The organism is Streptomyces sp. S465, from assembly GCF_026898115.1.
GTDB classification, from domain to species: Bacteria; Actinomycetota; Actinomycetes; order Streptomycetales; family Streptomycetaceae; genus Streptomyces; species Streptomyces luomodiensis.
In genome coordinates this window covers 7,356,821-7,375,447 of the sequence record NZ_CP114036.1, presented here as the reverse complement: position 1 = coordinate 7,375,447, position 18,627 = coordinate 7,356,821, and the positions used below count along the sequence as shown (strand labels likewise).

General features: G+C 72.7%; 13 protein-coding genes. 8 read left to right on the top strand and 5 right to left on the bottom strand.

Going from position 1 to position 18,627, the window contains the following annotated elements; genetic code table 11:
• Window positions 1–115 precede the first annotated feature (115 nt).
• Together N6H00_RS31200 and N6H00_RS31195 are read right to left on the bottom strand one after the other, a co-directional pair.
• Window positions 116–1,297, bottom strand: a complete 1,182-nt coding sequence (locus N6H00_RS31200; protein WP_268975169.1) for an ROK family transcriptional regulator — start codon at window positions 1,295–1,297, stop codon at window positions 116–118.
• Window positions 1,298–1,588: 291 nt separating this feature from the next.
• Window positions 1,589–2,266 carry a GntR family transcriptional regulator gene (locus N6H00_RS31195; protein ID WP_268975168.1) on the bottom strand — a complete coding sequence of 226 codons (678 nt, stop codon included), beginning with the start codon at window positions 2,264–2,266 and terminating at the stop codon, window positions 1,589–1,591.
• Between the two features lie 278 nt (window positions 2,267–2,544).
• On the opposite strand from N6H00_RS31195, the gene N6H00_RS31190 reads away from it, so the two are divergent.
• From N6H00_RS31190 to fdhD, 4 genes are read left to right on the top strand one after another with little or no spacing between them, the layout of a single operon-like run.
• A complete protein-coding gene (locus N6H00_RS31190) occupies window positions 2,545–4,494 on the top strand; it encodes a molybdopterin oxidoreductase family protein (protein WP_268975167.1) in 1,950 nt (649 codons plus the stop codon).
• Between the two features lie 2 nt (window positions 4,495–4,496).
• Window positions 4,497–6,881, top strand: a complete 2,385-nt coding sequence (locus N6H00_RS31185) for an NADH-ubiquinone oxidoreductase-F iron-sulfur binding region domain-containing protein (protein ID WP_268975166.1) — start codon at window positions 4,497–4,499, stop codon at window positions 6,879–6,881.
• A complete protein-coding gene (locus tag N6H00_RS31180; RefSeq protein WP_268975165.1) occupies window positions 6,878–7,750 on the top strand; it encodes a 2Fe-2S iron-sulfur cluster-binding protein in 873 nt (290 codons plus the stop codon). The genes N6H00_RS31185 and N6H00_RS31180 overlap by 4 nt, the downstream gene beginning before the upstream one ends.
• Window positions 7,751–7,755: 5 nt before the next feature.
• Window positions 7,756–8,631 carry a formate dehydrogenase accessory sulfurtransferase FdhD gene (fdhD, locus tag N6H00_RS31175; protein ID WP_268975164.1) on the top strand — a complete coding sequence of 292 codons (876 nt, stop codon included), beginning with the start codon at window positions 7,756–7,758 and terminating at the stop codon, window positions 8,629–8,631.
• A 272-nt stretch (window positions 8,632–8,903) separates the two neighbouring features.
• Here fdhD and N6H00_RS31170 read toward each other — a convergent pair whose 3' ends face one another.
• A complete protein-coding gene (locus N6H00_RS31170; RefSeq protein WP_268975163.1) occupies window positions 8,904–10,094 on the bottom strand; it encodes a serine hydrolase domain-containing protein in 1,191 nt (396 codons plus the stop codon).
• Entirely contained in the window at window positions 10,091–11,365 is a 1,275-nt protein-coding gene (locus tag N6H00_RS31165; protein ID WP_268975162.1) for a serine hydrolase domain-containing protein, read from the bottom strand. The genes N6H00_RS31170 and N6H00_RS31165 overlap by 4 nt, the downstream gene beginning before the upstream one ends.
• Window positions 11,366–11,707: 342 nt before the next feature.
• Between N6H00_RS31165 and N6H00_RS31160 the strand changes: the two genes are divergently transcribed.
• A complete protein-coding gene (locus N6H00_RS31160; protein WP_268975161.1) occupies window positions 11,708–13,672 on the top strand; it encodes a sialidase family protein in 1,965 nt (654 codons plus the stop codon).
• Between the two features lie 11 nt (window positions 13,673–13,683).
• Here N6H00_RS31160 and N6H00_RS31155 read toward each other — a convergent pair whose 3' ends face one another.
• On the bottom strand, window positions 13,684–14,772 hold the full coding sequence (locus N6H00_RS31155) for a bile acid:sodium symporter family protein (RefSeq protein ID WP_268975160.1): 1,089 nt from the start codon (window positions 14,770–14,772) through the stop codon (window positions 13,684–13,686).
• 192 nt (window positions 14,773–14,964) lie between these two features.
• On the opposite strand from N6H00_RS31155, the gene N6H00_RS31150 reads away from it, so the two are divergent.
• The 3 genes from N6H00_RS31150 to N6H00_RS31140 all read left to right on the top strand — a co-directional run bounded on the left by N6H00_RS31150 (window position 14,965) and on the right by N6H00_RS31140 (window position 18,571).
• Window positions 14,965–15,858, top strand: a complete 894-nt coding sequence (locus tag N6H00_RS31150; protein ID WP_268975159.1) for a LysR substrate-binding domain-containing protein — start codon at window positions 14,965–14,967, stop codon at window positions 15,856–15,858.
• Between the two features lie 210 nt (window positions 15,859–16,068).
• Window positions 16,069–17,871: an AMP-dependent synthetase/ligase gene (locus N6H00_RS31145; protein WP_268977183.1), complete on the top strand. Its 1,803-nt coding sequence runs from the start codon at window positions 16,069–16,071 to the stop codon at window positions 17,869–17,871.
• Window positions 17,872–17,890: 19 nt separating this feature from the next.
• Window positions 17,891–18,571: a hypothetical protein gene (locus N6H00_RS31140; protein WP_268975158.1), complete on the top strand. Its 681-nt coding sequence runs from the start codon at window positions 17,891–17,893 to the stop codon at window positions 18,569–18,571.
• The last annotated feature ends 56 nt before the right edge of the window (window positions 18,572–18,627 follow it).

Below are 18,627 nucleotides of genomic sequence, written 5' to 3'. Positions count from 1 at the left end.
GCTGCCGTGGTGCTGGTGCCGTGCTGCTGCCGTGCTGGTGCGCTGTGCCGGGGTTACGGGCCGCCGGACGGGGCCGGACGGCCGTGGCCGGACGGGGAGCGGGCGGAGCGGGCCGTCAGGCCGGGGAGAAGAGGTGGTCGCTGATCAGGCGGGCCGCGCCGGTGACCCCGGCGGCCGGGCCGAGTTCGCCCAGCACGATGGGGAGGTTGCCGGTGGCCAGGGGCAGGGACTGGCGGTAGACCTGGGTCCGTATGGCGGCGAGCAGCGTATGGCCGAGCCCGGTGACACCGCCGCCGATGACCACCAGACCGGGGTTGAAGAAGCTGACGAGCCCGGCGATGACCTGGCCCGTACGGGTGCCGCCCGCCCTGATGAGGTCGAGCGCGGTCGCGTCGCCCGCGGACGCCGCCGCGGCGACGTCCGTGGCGGCGAGGCTCCCCGCGGCCTCCAGCCGGGCGGCGAGTTCGGCGGACCGGCCGTCGCGGGCGGCCGCCTCGGCGTCGCGGGCCAGCGCCGCGCCGCCGAAGTACGCCTCCAGGCAGCCGCGGTTGCCGCAGGCGCAGGGGCGGCCGTCGGGTTCGGCCTGGATGTGGCCGATGTCGCCCGCGCTGCCCGTCGTACCGCGGTAGACCTCACCGCCGACGACGATCCCGCAGCCGATACCGGTGCCGATCTTCACGCAGAGGAAGTCCTTGGCGGAACGGGCGACGCCCGCGTGCTGCTCCCCCATCGCCATGAGGTTCACATCGTTGTCGACCATGACCGGGCAGCCCAGTTCCTGGCTGAGCGCCTCCCGTACCGGGAAGCCGTCCCACCCCGGCATGATCGGCGGCGCCACGGGCACGCCCTCGGGGAACCGCACGGGGCCGGGCACTCCTATGCCCGCCCCGTCGAACCCCTCGGCCACCCCGGAGGCCCGGAGCTTCGCGGCCATGTCCAGCACCTGCTCGAAGACCGCGACGGGTCCCTCGCGCACATCCATGGGCTGGGTGAGGTGGCCGAGAATCTCCAGTTCCGCGTTGGTCACGGCGACATCGACAGAGGTGGCGCCGATGTCCACGCCGAGCAGCCGCAGACCGGGTGCGAGCCGGATGTTGTGCGAGCGCCGGCCGCCGCGCGAGGCGGCGAGCCCGTCCGCGATCACCAGCCCGGTCTCCAGCAGCCGGTCGATCTCCACGGCGAGCTTCGAACGCGAGAGGTCGATCTGATCGCCCAGCTGAGCACGGGAGTTGGGGCCGCCGTCGCGCAGCAGGCGAAGCAGTCGCGCCTGATGCGCGTTGGCCGGTCGTGCCGTCATGCGCCTCACGCCGCCCCTCCCGCCGTCATATCGGCATCCCTGGAGCCCCGCTGCCGGGCTTTCACGGGGAACGTAGCAGCGGTTGTCGGGGGTGGGAAGAACTTGCGCCGGAATTGCCGTCGACTTTCTCCTGCCGCAGGACAAAGCGGAGTAGATTTCGGGACAGGCCCGCTGCGCGAGGGCACGGAGATCGAGGGCGTCACGGTCCACCGGCGCCAAGAGGGTGCCGCCGCCCGGCGGCAGGCGGGGCGGCGGGGGCGGCGGCAGGCGGGGCGGCGGTAGGCGGGAGGGTCAGGACCGGTCGCGCTCGTGGTAGGTGCGGCGGGTGTGTTCGGTGTGGGCGCGCATGACGGCCGTGGCGCGCTGTTCGTCGCCGGCGGCGATGGCCGCGATCAACTCGCGGTGCTCGATCCAGGACTGCTTGCCACGCTGCCGGGCGACCGGGGTGTAGTACCAGCGGACCCTGCGGTCCACCTGGGCGGCCAGCTCGGACAGGACCGCGTTTCCGGCCAGCCGCATCACCTTGGCGTGGAATTCGGCGTTCGCCGCGACCGCGCCGTCCACATCGTCGTCCAGCACCGCGCGCTCGCCCTTGGCGCACAGGTCCTCCAGCGCGGCGACCCCGGCCGCGTCGGCCTCGGCGGCGGCCAGCCGGGCGGCCTCCGCCTCGAGGAGCGTGCGCACCGTAAGGAGCTGATCGGCCTCCTCCTCGGTGGGCTCGTGGACGAACGCGCCCTGGGCGGGCCGCAGATCGACCCAGCCCTCGGTGTTCAGCCGCTGGAGGGCCTCGCGCACCGGCTGGCGGGAGACCCCGAGATGACCGGCGAGCTCGCTCTCCACGAGGTGCTGGCCAGGACGGAGGGCGCGGGTGGTGATGAGTTCGAGCAGCGCCTCGTAGACACGCTCGCGGAGTGGGCCGGGCCGCTCCAGCTTCGGCACCGCACCCTGGGGTAGTCCCCTGGCCGGCATCGCGCCCCCTCTGGCTCGTCGTTTTCCGGATACATGGATTGGTTATTGTCTACAGTTTACCCACACTGTCCATGCGTCAGGCGCGTTCGAGGGTTCTGACACCTGGTCAACGACTCGCCGCGGTCCCTTGCGGTCCGGACGACACGAGCGGGATCGAGGTGGCGTCCGACGCCTTGACCCCCCTCTTGGGAATACTGTATTCAATATTCTGTCGACGATACCCGGACGCTCGGTTCCCTCACGTCGCAGCGCGGCGTGACCGCCGTAAGGAGCCCGTCGTGGCCCGTAACCGCCAGCGCGACCGACAGCAGAAGCAGTACCCCCGGCTGACCCACCCCCTGGTGCGCGATCCGGTGAGCGGTGAACTCCGCCCCGCCTCCTGGGACGAGGCGCTCAGCCGGGCCGCCGCCGGATTCCGGGCCGTGACGGCGGCCCACGGGCCCGACGCGTTCGGCATGTTCTCCTGCTCCCGCGCCACCAACGAGATGAACTACGTGGCCCAGAAGTTCGCCCGGGTGGTGATGGGCACCAACAACGTCGACTCCTGCAACCGCACCTGCCACGCGCCCAGCGTCGCGGGACTGTCCGCCGTGTTCGGCTCCGGCGGCGGCACCTCCTCGTACGGGGAGGTCGAGGACACCGATCTGATCGTGATGTGGGGCTCCAACGCCCGCTTCGCGCACCCGATCTTCTTCCACCACGTCCTCAAGGGCATCCGGAACGGCGCCCGGATGTACGCGGTCGACCCGCGCCGCACCTCGACCGCCGAATGGGCGGAGAGCTGGCTGGGGCTCAACGTCGGCACCGACATCCCGCTCGCCCACGCCGTGGGCCGCGAGATCATCCACGCCGGGCTCGCCAACCACGCCTTCATCGAGCGCGCGACCAGCGGCTTCGAGGAGTACGCGGCCCATGTGGAGCCCTGGACCCTCAGCGTCGCCGAGAAGGTCACCGGCGTCCCGGCCGACGCGATCCGCGATCTCGCGCACGCCTACGCCACCGCCGAACGCGCCCAGCTGTGCTGGACCCTCGGCATCACCGAGCACCACAACGGCACCGACAACGTCCGGGCGCTGATCAATCTGGCCCTGCTGACCGGCCACGTCGGCCGGTACGGCTCCGGGCTCCAGCCGCTGCGCGGCCAGAACAACGTCCAGGGCGGCGGCGACATGGGCGCCATCCCCAACCGGCTGCCCGGCTTCCAGGACATCCTGGACCCGCCCGTCCGGTCGAAGTTCGAACGCGCCTGGGACGTGGTCATCCAGCCGCGCTACGGGCTGAACCTGACCGAGATGTTCGAGGCGATGGAGGCGGGCGAGCTGCGCGCCGTCTACTGCATCGGCGAGAACCCGGCCCAGTCCGAGGCCGACACCGAGCAGGCCGTCCGGCGGCTCACGTCCCTGGAGCACCTGGTGGTCCAGGACATCTTCCTGACCAGGACCGCCGAACTGGCCGATGTGGTGCTCCCGGCGACCGCCGCGTGGTGCGAGACGGACGGCACCACCACCAACAGCGAGCGGCGCGTCCAGCGGGTGCGCAAGGCCGTGGAGCCGCCGGGCGAGGCGCGCGAGGACATCGACATCCTCTGCGAGCTGGCGCGGCGGCTGGGCCACGACTGGGCGTTCGCGGACGCGGAGGAGGTCTGGAACGAGCTGCGCGCCGTCTCCCCGGACCACTTCGGGATGACGTACGAGCGGCTGGAGAAGCACCAGGGCATCCAGTGGCCCTGCCCCAGCACCGACCGCCTGGAGCCCACCTATCTGCACGGCCGCCTCTGGGAGAGCGATCCGGCCCGGCGCGGCGCCCGCGCCCCCTTCGGCCCGGTCAAGCACGATCCACCGGTCGATCTGACCGATGACGCCTACCCGATCCGGCTCACCACAGGGCGGCGCCTGGACTCGTACAACACCGGGGTGCAGAGCGGGGGGTTCGCCTCCCCGCTGCGACGCGGCGAGTACATCGAACTCTGCCCGGAGGACGCCGACCGCTACCGGGTGGAGGCCGAGGAATGGGTGCGGGTCACCTCGCGGCGCGGTTCGGTGGTGGCGCCGGTGTGGATCGACCCCGGGCTGCGACCGGGACTCGCCTTCATGACCATGCACTTCCCCGACGAGGTGGACACCAACTCCCTGACGATCGAGGCCAACTGCCCCATCGCGGGGACGGCGGAGTTCAAGGCGTCGGCCATAAGGATCGAGAAGCTTCCCGTGACCGCCGTAAGGAGCTGATCGTGGATCTGCGCTTCGGTGACAGCAAGCCCACGGACGAGGAGCGGGCGGCGGTCGACGCGCTGCTCGGCCCGCCCGCGTCCGCCTGGGAGGGCGCGGACGACCGTACGGACACCGATCTGCGCTGGGCGCGCGGCGGCCGCGAGGCGCGTGAGCGGCGCGATCTGCTGTTGCCGGGGCTGCACGCCCTCAACGACCGGGTGGGCTGGATCAGCGAGGGCGGCCTGGCCTATCTGTGCCGACGGCTGACGGTCCCTCCGGCGGAGGGCTACGGGGTGGCGACCTTCTACGCGATGTTCGCGGTGAAACCCCGTCCGGCGACCGTCGTCCACGTCTGTACGGACCTGGCGTGCGCCGCCCGGGGCTCCGCGGGCGTGTGCGCGGAGCTCGAACGGGACCTGGGCCCGGCGGGCTCGGCGGGGTCCGGAGCCGTCTGGCAGCCCAGCCCGTGCCTGGGCCTGTGCGAACGCGCCCCGGCGGCCCTGGTGATCCGCGCGGGCGAGGCCCCGCGGACGGCGGTCGTCGCCCCGGCCACCGCCGAGGCGGTCGCCGACGCCGCGACGGCGCCGCACGAGGCGGCGGCCGAGCCGCAAGCGGCGGCCGCCGCGCCGCAAGCACGAACCCCGGCCGCCCAGCCCACACAGGCGGACACCTCCGCCGCCGGCACCTCCGCCGCCCAGCCCGCCCCCGCGCCGGAGGCCAGGGCCGACGGGCGGCAGGCCCCGGCCGGGCCGTGGACCGAGCGGACCGCACACCGGGCCGCTGCCGATCCGGCCCCGGCCGCCCCCGGCCAACCGCATGCTGGGGCGGACAGCCCGCGCGGGGACGCCGTGCGGCAGTCCAGGGATACCGCACCCGCTGGGGGGCGGCACGGCGCGTCCGGGCCGCGGACGGGGACCAACGCCTTGGGGACGAAAACCAACGCGCCACGGGCCGGAGCCGCCGCCTCGGGAGCGGGGGCCGGCGGTGGCCCGGCCGTGCCCAGCGGGGCGCCTGCCCCGGCGTCAGGCCAGGTGTCAGGCCAGGTGTCAGGCCAGGTGTCAGGCCAGGTGTCAGGCCAGGTGTCAGGCCAGGTGTCAGGCCAGGTGTCAGGCCAGACCGCGAACGTCGTTGCGCGGACGGGGAGTTCCGCGCCCGGGAGCGCACTCACGGCGCCGGAGGCCGGGCGCGACGGTCTGGTGCTGCTGCGTCGGGTCGGGGTGGTGGACCCGGGGTCGCTCGACGACTACCGCGCCCACGGAGGTTACGCCGCCCTGCGGCGCGCGTTCGCGCTCGGGCCCGCCGGGGTGATCCGGGAGGTGACCGAGGCGGGTCTGGTCGGGCGGGGCGGGGCCGCGTTCCCGACCGGGCGGAAGTGGGCGGCCACCGCCCAGCAGCCCGACCATCCGCACTATCTGGTCTGCAACGCCGACGAGAGCGAACCGGGGACCTTCAAGGACCGGGTCCTGATGGAGGGCGACCCGTACGCCCTCGTCGAGGCCATGACCATCGCGGGCTACGCGACCGGGGCCCACCGCGGCTATCTGTACCTGCGCGGCGAGTACCCGCGTGCGCTGCGCCGGCTGCGCACCGCCATCGACCGGGCCCGCGCCCGCGGCCTCCTCGGCGAGGACGTGATGGGCCAGGGGTTCGCGTTCGACATCGAGATCCGGCGCGGCGCGGGCGCGTACATCTGCGGTGAGGAGACCGCGATCTTCAATTCGATCGAGGGGCGGCGCGGTGAACCGCGCAGCAAACCACCGTTCCCGGTCGAGAAAGGGCTGTTCGGCAAGCCGACCGCGGTCAACAACGTGGAGACGCTGGTCAATGTGCTGCCCATTCTGATCGAAGGCGCACAGCGGTATGCGCGCACCGGCACCTCCGCCTCCACCGGCACCAAGCTGTTCTGCGTCTCCGGCACGGTGGCCCGCCCCGGCGTCTACGAGCTGCCGTTCGGGGCGACGCTGCGGGCGCTGCTGGAGCTCGCGGGGCCGCCGAAGACCCTGCGCGCGGTGCTGCTCGGCGGCGCGGCGGGCGCATTCGTACGCCCCGACGAGCTGGACGTCCCGCTCACGTTCGAGGGCACCCGCGCCGCGGGCGCCACGCTCGGCTCGGGGGTGGTGCTGGTGCTGGACGACAGTGTCGAGCTGCCCCGCGTCCTGCTGCGCATCGCGGAGTTCTTCCGCAACGAGTCCTGCGGCCAGTGCGTCCCCTGCCGGGTGGGCACCGTACGGCAGGAGGAGGCGCTGCACCGGATCAAGGACCTTACGGGCGACGCCGCGGCCGGGGACATCGCGCTGCTGCGCGAGGTCGGCCGGGCCATGCGGGACGCCTCGATCTGCGGTCTGGGCCAGACCGCCTGGAACGCCGTGGAGTCCGCCATCGACCGTCTGGGAGCCTTCAAGTGACCGCGATACCGCTGCGACCCCCGCGCCGTCTGGTCGACCTCACCCTGGACGGCGAGCCGGTCCGCGCCCCGGAGGGCAGCACCCTGCTGGACGCGTGCCGCGCCGCGGGCAAGGACATCCCGACCCTGTGCCAGGGCGACACGCTCACCCCGAAGAACGCCTGCCGGGTGTGCGTGGTGGAGGTCGAGGGCTCCCGCACCCTCGCCCCGGCCTGCTCCCGCCGGGTGGAGCCGGGCATGGAGGTGCGCACGGACACCGAGCGGGCCCGGCACAGCCGTAAGGTCGTCCTGGAGCTGCTGGCCTCCTCCACCGATCTGTCGACGACCCCGCGCGCCGCCGAGTGGATCGAGGAGTACGGGGCCGAGCCGGACCGGTTCGGCGCCGAGGCGGCCCGGGTGGCCGAGGAGCCGAAGGTGGACAACGACCTGTACGTCCGCGATTACAGCAAATGCGTGCTCTGCTACAAATGCGTGGACGCCTGCGGCGAGCAGTGGCAGAACACCTTCGCGATCGCGGTCGCGGGCCGCGGTTTCGACGCCCGTATCTCCACCGAGCACGACGCGCCCCTCACCGACTCGGCCTGTGTCTACTGCGGCAACTGCATCGAGGTGTGCCCGACGGGCGCTCTGAGCTTCAAGACCGAGTTCGACATGCGGGCGGCCGGGACCTGGGACGAGTCGGCGCAGACGGAGACCACGACGGTGTGCGCCTACTGTGGTGTGGGCTGCAATCTCACTCTCCATGTGCAGGACAATGAGATCGTGAAGGTCACCTCGCCGCACGATAATCCCGTGACGCACGGGAACCTGTGCATCAAGGGTCGCTTCGGCTACCAACACGTACAGAACCACGCACAGAACCAGGACTGATCGACATGGGACGGGTCACCGAGCGACGCCGCGTCATCCGCATCCGGGACGGGGCGGTCAGCACCCGGCCGGACACCCTCGTGGCGGAGGAGCCGCTGGAGATCCGGCTGAACGGCAAACCGCTGGCGATCACCATGCGCACACCGGGCGACGACTTCGCCCTCGCCGCCGGGTTCCTGGTGAGCGAGGGCGTCCTCGGGCGCGCGGAGGAACTGGCGAACATCGTCTACTGCGCGGGCGCGACCGAGGACGGTTCCAACACCTACAACGTGGTGGACGTGAAGCTCGCCCAGGGCGTGCCCGTCCCGGACATCACCCTCGAGCGCAACGTCTATACAACGTCGTCCTGCGGGCTGTGCGGCAAGGCCAGCCTGGACGCGGTGCGGACGACCGCGCGCTGGCCGCTCGGGGACGACCGCGAAGTCTCTGACGGCTCTGACGGCTCTGCGGTGCGGGTCGAGCCGGAGACGCTCTCCGCGCTCCCGGACCGGCTCCGCGCGGCGCAGCGCGTCTTCGACCGGACCGGCGGGCTGCACGCGGCCGGGCTGTTCACCCCGGACGGTGAGCTGCTGGACCTGCGGGAGGACGTGGGCCGGCACAACGCGGTGGACAAGCTGGTGGGACGGGCGCTCCAGCAGGGTCTGCTGCCGCTGTCGGGCTCGGTGCTGATGGTCTCCGGGCGCGCCTCCTTCGAGCTGGCGCAGAAGGCGGTGATGGCGGGGATCCCGGTGCTGGCGGCGGTGTCCGCGCCGTCCTCGCTGGCGGTGGACCTGGCGGCGGAGACGGGGCTGACCCTGGTCGGCTTCCTCCGCGGCACCTCGATGAACGTGTACGCGGGTGAGCACCGGCTCGCCCTGCGGACAGCGGTCGGCGGGGCCTGAGGAGCGGTCGGCCCGCTGCACGGGTTGGCGGGCCGGCCGGCGAGGAGCGCCCCCTGCGCCGGCCGGCCCCTACCGGGCGCCATAGCTCCGCCCTGCACCGGCCGACCAGCGCCCGGCGACGGAACTGGACCCGGCCGTGGGGCTGAGCCCCGCCGTGCGGCTGGACCCCGCCGTGGGACTGGACCCGGCCCTGGGCCCCGCCACGGGACTGAGCCCCACCGCAGGCCGACTGGCCCCGGCCCGCCGTCATGACCGTGCCCAGGTGTCGGAGCTCATGGCGCCGCCGAGCGCCCGCACAGCGCGTGGTCGATCAGCTCCTTCACCGCCTGGTCCGCGGCGTCCTGCCGTCCCTCGTCCGCCTCGTCGAAGCTGTTCGTCGCGACGGTCACGGCCCGGCGGCCATCCGTGGTGATGCCGTTCTCACTGCTGTAGCCCAGGGCGTTGCCCCCGTGGTGCCAGTAGAAGCCACCGCAGCTCAGCGGGGTGGTCTCCAGGCCCAGGCCCACGCGGCGCCCCGGCTCTTCGGGCATCGGCACGGTGCGCCGCATCTCGTCCAGTTCGGCGGGACGCAGCAGCCGTCCGGTGAGGAGCGCGGTGAACAGGCGGTTGACGTCGCGTGGGGTGGTGACCAGGTCGCCCGCGGCGTCCGCCGCCGTGCCGTTGAACAGCGTGGTGTCGACCGGGCCCCCGCCGCCCTCCGCGTAGGTGTGGTAGCCGCGGGCGTAAGGAGCGGGAAGCACCGGGGCGTCGCCCGGCAGGGAGGTGCCGGTGAGCCCCAGCGGGCGGATGAGCCGGTCGCGCACCTCCGCGCGCCAGCCGCGCCCGGTGACCTTCTCGATGATCATTCCGGCGAGGACATAGCCGGTGTTGGAGTAGCGGTAGCCGGTGCCCGGCTCGAAGTCCGGGGCCTGCCGCACCGCGGCGGCGACCAGTTCCTCGGCCGTGTAGTGCCGGAACCGGTTCCGGTAGTAGCCGTCCGCCGAGTACAGGGCGGGGAGCAGCTCGGGGAGCCGGGTGACGTTGGGCACCCCGCTGGTGTGCTGGAGCAGCATCCGTACGGTGATCCGGCGGCCGTCGTTGCCGTGGCCGCTCACCACGCCCGGCAGCCACCGGTCCACCGGATCGCCCAGCGACAGCCGCCCCTCGCCCACGAGCTGGAGAACGACGGTGGCGACGAAGGTCTTCAGCGTGCTGCCCGCCCGGTAGTGGTCATCGGGCCGCATGGGGCGCCCGGTGCGGGTGTCGGCCGCGCCGCTGTGGGCGGTGGCCGTGCCGGACGGGGTGTCCAGGACGGCCGCCACCCCGACCGCCCCGGCCCGGTGGACCGCCTCGGCGTCCTGGGCGAGCCGTGCGGTGTGCGACGGCGGCGGCGCGGCCGCCACCAGCGCGGCGACGGCCAGGCAGACGGCGGTGGCCGCGCGGGCGGGGGCGGCCGCGGTGGCCGCGGTCGCCCGCCGGATCATCGCGCGCCGCCGCACAGCACGCGGTCGATGAGGCCCTGGAGGGCGCCTTCGGCCCTGAGCACCTGCTCGTCGTCGGCGGTCTTGCCGCTGCTGCTGATGGTCACCGAGCGCCGCCCGCCCTCGGTGAAGCCGGTGCGCACCGTGGCCCCTTCGAGGTCGCCGCCGTGGCCCCAGCGGTAGCCGCCGCAGCTGAGCGGCTGCCGCATCATCCCGAGCCCGTACTGGAGGTGAGGGAACGCCACCTCGAAGTCCTCCGCGACGGGGACCGTGCGGCGCATCTCGGCGAGCTGCGCCGGGGGCAGCAGACGGCCGCTCAGCAGCGCGGTGAAGAACCGGTCCAGATCGCGGTCGGTGCTGATGAGCGAACCGGCCGCACCACCCCAGGAGACATTGCGGAGCGTGGTGTCCGTCCAGGTGCCGGAGCCGGGGAAGCGCTGGTACGTATGCGCGTACGGGGCCTTCAGCCGCGGATCGTCCCCGGGCTCGTAGGTGCCGGTCAGGCCCAGCGGGCGGATGATGCGGTCGCGGACCTCCTGCGGCCACGTGTGCCCGGTGACCTTCTGGATGATCATCCCGGCGAGCACATAGCCGGGGTTGGAGTAGTTCCAGTCGGGCTCGGGGTCGTCGGCGGAAGCGGGCGGGAAGTCGGGCCGGTGCTTCACCGCCCCGGCCACCACCTGCTCCGGGGAGACATGGTCGAACCGGGTCCGCTCGAAGTCCTCCGCCGAGTCGCCGGTGTCGTCGCTGTAGGAGTAGTTGTGGATGCCGCTGGTGTGCTGGAGCAGATTCCGTACGGTGATCCGGCGGCCGTCGTTGCCGTTGCCGCTCACCACGCCCGGCAGCCACCGGTCCACCGGATCGCTCAGCGACAGCCGTCCCTCGGCGACCAGCTGGAGGACGACCGTGGCCACGAAGGACTTGGTGACGCTCGCGGCCCGGTAGTGCGCCCCGTACGGCATGGGACGGCCCGAGTTCAGCTCGGCCTCGCCCGCACGCGCGTGGATCCGGCGGTGGCCGTCGCGCACCTCCACCGTGATGCCGATGAAACCGGCGTCCTTCAGGGTCCGTTCCACCTCGCGGCGCAGCGCGTCCTCGGTGAGCCGGTGGCCGGCGGACGAGCCTGCGGACGCGGCGGTGGCGGGCGCTCCGGAAGCGGTGGCGGGCGCTCCGGTGGCGGCGGCCGGGACGGCGGCCGCTCCGCCGACGAGGGCGGCGGCCACGGCGGCGGCCGTGGCAAACCGTAAGCGAGGGCGTTTCGTGGATGCGTTCATGCCTCACCAGCCTCCAGGCGCGGCAGCGCCCCGGCCATGCGGCAGGCCCCCGCGTTCAGGTGGGGACAGCCCCACGGCGGGGCTCAGCCTGTGGTCGGGTTCAGCCCCCGTGGTCGGGTTCGGCTGACGGCCATGGGCCGACCCGGCGGCGCACCCGCCGACCCGCGACCCAACTTCCGCTGCGTCACACAGAGATGACGCACGGTTCTTGTCCCGGGATGCCCCCGGACGAGACACTTCTGCCGCAGCCATGCGCGAGACATGGGATGTCTTGATGTCGTGATGTCCAGGTGTGATGGCCAGATGCCCCCAAGGGGCGGTCCGAAGGGCAGGTCCGTGACCATGGCGTCAGTTCTCCGCACACGTCCCCGTACCAGACCCTGGCGCCGCCGCGCCGGTGTGCTCCTCACCGCCGCGGCGCTGGCCCTGATTCCACTTCCGGTCCGGGCCGCGAACGCGGAGGAATCCGTGTCCGCGGCCCGTACCGCCTCCGCCCCCGCTTCCGGCTTCGACCAGCAGGTCCTCTTCAAGTCCGCCCAGGAGCAGGGGTACTCCTGCTTCCGTATCCCCGCGGTCGTTGAAGCGAAGGACGGCACCCTGCTCGCCTTCGCCGAGGGCCGGGTCGACAACTGCGGTGACGCCGGGGACATCGATCTGGTCCTCAAGCGCTCCACCGACGGCGGCCGCACCTGGGGCCCGCTCCAGGTGATCAACGAGGGCGACGGTGACACCCATGGCAACCCCGCGCCCATCGTGGACACCCGCACCGGCCGCATCGTGCTCGCCAGCACCTACAACACCGGCCGCGACGACTCCCAGAGCTGCGACGTCCCCTGTGACCGCACCCCGCATCTCCAGTACAGCGACGACAACGGCGCCACCTGGTCGGCCCCGCGCGATCTGAGCCCCTCGCTGCTGCCGCCCCAGTGGAACTCCTGGTACGCCACCGGCCCCGTCCACGGCATCCAGCTCCAGCGCGGCCGGCACAAGGGCCGGCTGGTCTTCACCCTCAACACCGAGAGCTACGGCGGCGGCCGGATCACCGACAACCACGCCGCGCTCGCCTACAGCGACGACGGCGGCGACAGCTGGCGCATCGGCGCGGTGGACACCTTCCCGCTCGCGGACGACGGTACGTTCCGCCAGAAGCCGTCCGAGATGACGCTGGTGGAGCGGGCCGACGGAGCGATCTACGTCAGCGGGCGGGAGCAGGACGGCACCGACCTCGGCCACCGCGACTACGCCATCAGCCGCGACGGCGGCGAGAGCTTCACCGCGCCCTTCCGCACCATCCCCGATCTGCCCACTCCCCAGGTGCAGGGGTCGATCCTGCGGCTGCGCGACCCCGGCCGCGACGGTCCCGGCCGGCTGCTCTTCTCCGCCCCCGCCGATCCCGACCGGCGCCGCACCATGATGATCCGCTCCTCCTGGGACGAGGGCCGCACCTGGGACGGTGTCGATCGCGGCACGGTGGTCACCACCGACTGGTCCGGCTACTCCGACATGGTCGCGATCTCGCGGGACACGGTGGGGCTGCTGTACGAGGGCGGTGCGGTGGACGCCCGGGACGAGATCCGCTTCGCCCGCTTCACCGAGGACTGGCTCGGCCCCCGGCAGGCGCCCGCCCCCACCACCGACGACCGCGCGTCCGGCGCCCGGTCCGCGACCGTGCTCGGCGGTGCGGCGGTGCGCGACGACGGCCGGTTCGGCGGCGCGCTGTCCTTCGACGGCACGGACGACGCCGTACGCGTCCCGTACCGCACCGCCCTGCCGCTCGGCACCCGCGACTTCACCGTGAGCCTGTGGTTCCGCTACTCCGCCGCCTCCGGGCAGCATCCGTTCCTCTGGATGGGCGGCATCGGCACCAAACAGCCGCAGGTCTGGCTGCGCGGTGAGCCCGGGAGCCACCGGATCCGGGCGCTGATCACCACGGTCAACGGCTTCGCGAACTTCACCAGCGCCTCGGTCGCCACCGGCACCGCGTACAACGACGGGCAGTGGCACCACCTCGCCCTGATCCGCGGCGGCGGACGGCTCTCCCTCGCTGTGGACGGCGGCGCCCCGGCCACCGCCCCCGACGCCCCGGGCACCGTGAGCCGCACCGCGCCCTTCGGCCTCCACCTCGGCCAGGCCGTGGACAGCCGCTCCCGGATGACCGGCGACCTGGACGAGTTCCGCCTCTACGCCCGCGCGCTGACCGACACCGAACTGCGCCGGGTCCGCGAGTTCAACGCCCCGCTCGACGGCTCCCGCCCGGACGCCCTGGTCCGCCTCCCCCTGGACCGCGTACGGTCCTCCCACAGCTGAAAGCTGGACAGCTACACGCGGGTCAGGGCGGGGTCCGCGCCGGACCCCGCCGGCGCGTCCGCATCCGCCTCGGTCCCCGCCTCCGTATCCGCCGCTTCCGGCGCCCGCGCCGCGAAGCGGCGGGCCAGCACCGCGCAGACCATCAGCTGCATCTGGTGGAAGAGCATCAGCGGCAGCACCGCCAGGCTCGCCTGGGCGCCGAAGAGCACGCTCGCCATCGGCAGCCCGGCCGCCAGGCTCTTCTTCGACCCCGCGAAGACGATCGTGATCCGGTCCTCGCGGACGAAGCCGAGCTTGCGCGAGCCGTACGAGGTGAGGGTGAGCATCAGCGTGAGCAGGACCGCCTCGACGCCGAGCAGGACGGCAAGCCGGGCCGGGGTGACCTGGTGCCAGATGCCCCGGGTCATGCCCTCGCTGAACGCCGCGTAGACCACGAGCAGCACCGAGCCCCGGTCCACCAGGCGCAGCACCGCCCGGTGCCGGGAGATGAAGCCGCCGATCCAGCGGCGCAGCAGCTGACCGGCGAGGAAGGGGGCCAGCAGCTGAAGCGCGATCTTGACCATGGAGTCGGCCGAGAAGCCGCCCTGGCTGCCGCCCAGCAGCAGCGCGACCAGCACCGGGGTGACGACCACGCCGAGCAGGCTGGAGAAGGAGCCCGCGCAGATCGCGGCGGCGACATTGCCCCGGGCGATCGAGGTGAAGGCGATGGAGGACTGGACCGTGGAGGGCACCAGGCACAGGAAGAGCAGCCCGGTGTAGAGCGGGTGCGTCAGCACGTACGGCACCAGGCCGCGGGCGGCCAGGCCGAGGATCGGGAAGACGACGAAGGTGCACACCAGCACGGTCAGGTGGAGCCGCCAGTGGCGCACCCCGTCCAGCGCCTCACGGGTGGAGAGCCGTGCGCCGTAGAGGAAGAAGAGGAAGGCGACCGCGACCGTGGTGGCGCCGTCGGTGACGGTGGCGGCCCGGCCGCTGACCGGCAGCAGCGCGGCGAGCGCCACGGTGCCGACGAGTCCGAGGATGAAACCGTCCAGGGGGAGCCAGGAAGGGAGGGAGATCGTGCGCGGGAACGGGCGGTGCGGGCGGTGCGGGCTGGGCATTCGTTCTCTTTCTCGCTGTTCTCCGGCTTGGCGTGAACCCTGGCGTGAACCCTGGCACGGCCCCTGGCACGACCCCTGGCATGGACACGGACGGGGCCCCGTCCATGGTGCTCCTGAACACCGTCATCGGGAATCCCGCATACCGCTCTGACTGTCATCGCGTTCCGTGATGGCCTCCCGTACGGTGGTGCCATGTACGACCCCGCCCAGCTCCGTACGTTTCTCGCGGTGTCCCAGACCCTCAGCTTCACCCAGGCCGCCGACCGCCTCGGGGTGCGCCAGTCCACCGTGAGCCAGCAGGTGCGCAAGCTGGAGGCGGCCGTGGGGCGACAGCTGTTCACCCGCGACACCCACGGGGTGGAGCTGACCGAGGACGGCGAGGCGATGCTGGGGTTCGCCCGCTCCATCCTGGAGGCGAACGAGCGGGCGGCGAGCTGGTTCCGGGGCACCCGGCTGCGCGGACGGCTGCGGTTCGGCGCCTCGGAGGACTTCGTGGTGACCCGGCTGCCGGAGATCCTGGAGGGGTTCCGCCGCGATCACCCCGAGGTGGATCTGGAGCTCACCGTCGAGCTGTCGGGCACGCTGCACGAGCGGCTGGAGGCGGGCAAGCTCGATCTGGTGCTGGCCAAGCGGTCCGAGGAGCGGCCGGGGGGACAGCTGGTGTGGCGGGACCGGCTGGTGTGGATCGGCGCCGAACGGCTGCGGCTGGATCCGGACCGTCCGCTCCCCCTGATCGTCTTTCCGCCCCCGGGGCTGACCCGGGCCCGCGCCCTGGACGTGCTGGAGCGGCACGGCAGGTCATGGCGGATCGTGTGCACCAGCGGCAGTCTCAACGGCCTGGTCGCGGCGGCGCGCGCCGGGCTCGGGGTGATGGCGCACACCCATGGCCTGATTCCGCCCGGACTGGCGCCGGTGCCCGAACGGGCCGGGCTGCCCGACCTCGGCCCGGTGGATTTCGTGCTGTTGTACGGAAGGCGGCGACAGGACGGTGCCTCGCACGCCGCGGCGGAGCGGCTCGCCGCCGCGATCCTGGCGGGCCCTGTGCCGCGATCGGGAAGATTTCGTGCAGAAGACCGTTACATATGAGCCACAGCCGGGGCGCATAGGGTCGGACTCCTCGCAATCCGCCCTGGCCGACGCCTGATGGGCCTGCCCGCCACCTCACCGGCCGCCCGGCATTCCGTGCGTTCCGGGCACAAAACACCTCTCCCGCATCCGGGCCGGATCGGGTACGGTCGCGGCGCTGTGCCCAGCGGCTTCAAGGAGCAGGTATTGCGCGAGTTCACCGTCCCCCCGATGGCGACGGCGCCCCAGGCCGGAGGACTGGCGGATGCCGTCTTCGAACACGCGCGGTCCGACCCCCACCGGGTGGCGCTGGCCCGCAAGGCGGCGGACGGCCGGTGGCAGGACGTGACCGCGGGCCAGTTCCGGGACGAGGTGACGGCGCTCGCCAGGGGGCTGCTGGCCCATGGTGTCCGGTTCGGCGACCGCGTCGCCATCATGTCCCGCACCCGCTACGAGTGGACGCTCTTCGACTTCGCCCTGTGGTCCCTCGGCGCCCAGAGCGTCCCGCTCTACCCCACCTCCTCCGCCGAGCAGGTCTGCTGGATGCTGCATGACGCGGGGGTCTCGGCCTGTGTCGTGGAGCATGAGGACCACGCGATGACGGTCGGCTCGGTGGTCGGCCGGCTGCCGCATCTGAAGCGGCTGTGGCAGCTGGACGCGGGGGCGCTGGAGGAGCTGCTGGCGGCCGGGCGGACCATCGAGGACGATGTGGTCGAACGGCACCGGCTGGCCGTGACGCCCGAGCAGACCGCGACCGTCATCTACACCTCGGGCACCACCGGCCGCCCCAAGGGCTGTGTGATCACGCACGCCAATCTGATGGCCGAGTGCGACAACATCGTCGAGCGGTACGAGGAGGCCTTCCACTCCAAGCGGGGCGACGAGGCCGCCACCCTGCTCTTCCTGCCGCTCGCCCATGTCTTCGGCCGGATGGTGGAGGTCGCCGCCATCCGCGGCAAGGTCAAGCTCGGACACCAGCCCAAGCTCTCGGCCGCCGCCCTGCTGCCCGATCTGCAGACCTTCCAGCCGACCTTCATCCTCGCGGTGCCCTACATCTTCGAGAAGGTGTTCGCGGCGGCCCGCCGCAAGGCCGAGGCGGAGGGCAAGTCGGGGGTGTTCGAGAAGGCCGTGGACGTGGCGGTGCGGTACGCGGAGGCGCAGGAGGCCAAGGCGTTCGGCACCGGGCCGGGCCCGGGGGCCGCGCTGCGCATGCAGCACCAGTTCTTCGACAAGACCGTGTACGGCAAGGTGCGTGCCGCGATGGGCGGCCGGGTCCGGCACGCCATGTCGGGCGGTTCGGGCATGGAGCGGCGGCTCGGTCTGTTCTTCGCGGGCGCGGGCGTCACCATCTACGAGGGGTACGGCCTCACCGAGTCCACCGCCGCCGCCACCGCCAACCCGCCCGAGCAGACCCGCTTCGGGACGGTCGGCGTGCCGATCCCCGGCACCACGGTGCACCTCGCCGACGACGGCGAGGTGTGGGTGCGCGGCGGCCAGGTCTTCGCCGGCTATCTGGGCGACCCCAAGGCGACCGACGCGGTGTTGCGCGACGGCTGGCTCGCCACCGGCGACCTGGGCACGCTGGACGAGGACGGCTATCTGACCATCACCGGGCGGAAGAAGGAGATCCTGGTGACCTCCAGCGGCAAGTCCGTCTCCCCGGCGGGCCTGGAGGAGCGGGTGCGGGCGCATCCGCTGGTCGCCCAGTGCATCGTGGTGGGCAACGACCGCCCGTACATCGCTGCGCTGGTCACGCTCGACTCGGAGGCGGTCGCGCACTGGCTGACGATGCGCGGCAAACCGGAGCTGCCGCCGGGTGACCTGGTCCATGACTCCGACCTGGAGACCGAGATCCGGCGGGCGGTGGTCGCGGCGAACACCACCGTCTCCCAGGCGGAGTCCATTCGTACCTTCCGCATACTTGCCGCGCAGTTCTCGGAGGAGCATGGTCTGCTGACGCCGTCGCTCAAATTGAAGCGACAGGCCATCGAACAGGCGTACGCCGCCGAGGTCGAGGCGCTGTACCGTTCCTGAGCCGCGAAGGGGGCACGAAATGATCGATGTCATTCTCCCCGAACTTCCCGAACGCGAACTGGCCCTGCTGTCCGAGGAAACACCCCAGCCCACCGGCCCGAGGCTGGCCGGACGCGTGATCCTGGGCGGACCGGTGGCGTTACCGGTGACGGCGGAGCTCGTCGGACCGGATCCGGATCTGCTGGACTTCCTCCGGACGGAGGCGGACAACGCCGTCTACCACCTGGTGCACCTGTCGGTGACCTGCGCCCGGGACACCCCGGACCCCGTTCTGCACTCGGTCAACCTCGATGTCACCCTCACGGCCGAACCGGTGCGGCGGGGCGGCACGGTCTTCCAGCCGGTGGCCTGGTCCATGACCCCGCGCCAGCTCACCGGGCAGGCGGATACCGGGGCGGCGGAGCGCGCGGCCCACCTCGGTCCGCGGCTCGGATTCCGCCACGGCGTCCCCACCGCGTACGGCGAGCGGGTCTGGCTGGAGGCGCGGCGGGAGCTGCGCTCCGACCCGGGCTGGGAGATCCGGCGCACCTCGGCGGTGCGCATCGACGGTACGTACCGGCTGGCCATGGTGGTGCGGGCGCCGCGCGCGGCGGTGCCCCGGGCGGCGGTCGCGGTGGGCGCCACGGTGCGCGAGGGACACACCCTGCGCCGTTTCCGGCACGAGCTCGCGGACCCGCTGCGCCTGGCGGCACCACAGTAGTGATCAGGCCATTCGATGACCTGATGGCGGGAATGCCGGCCGGCCGCTGATCGTTG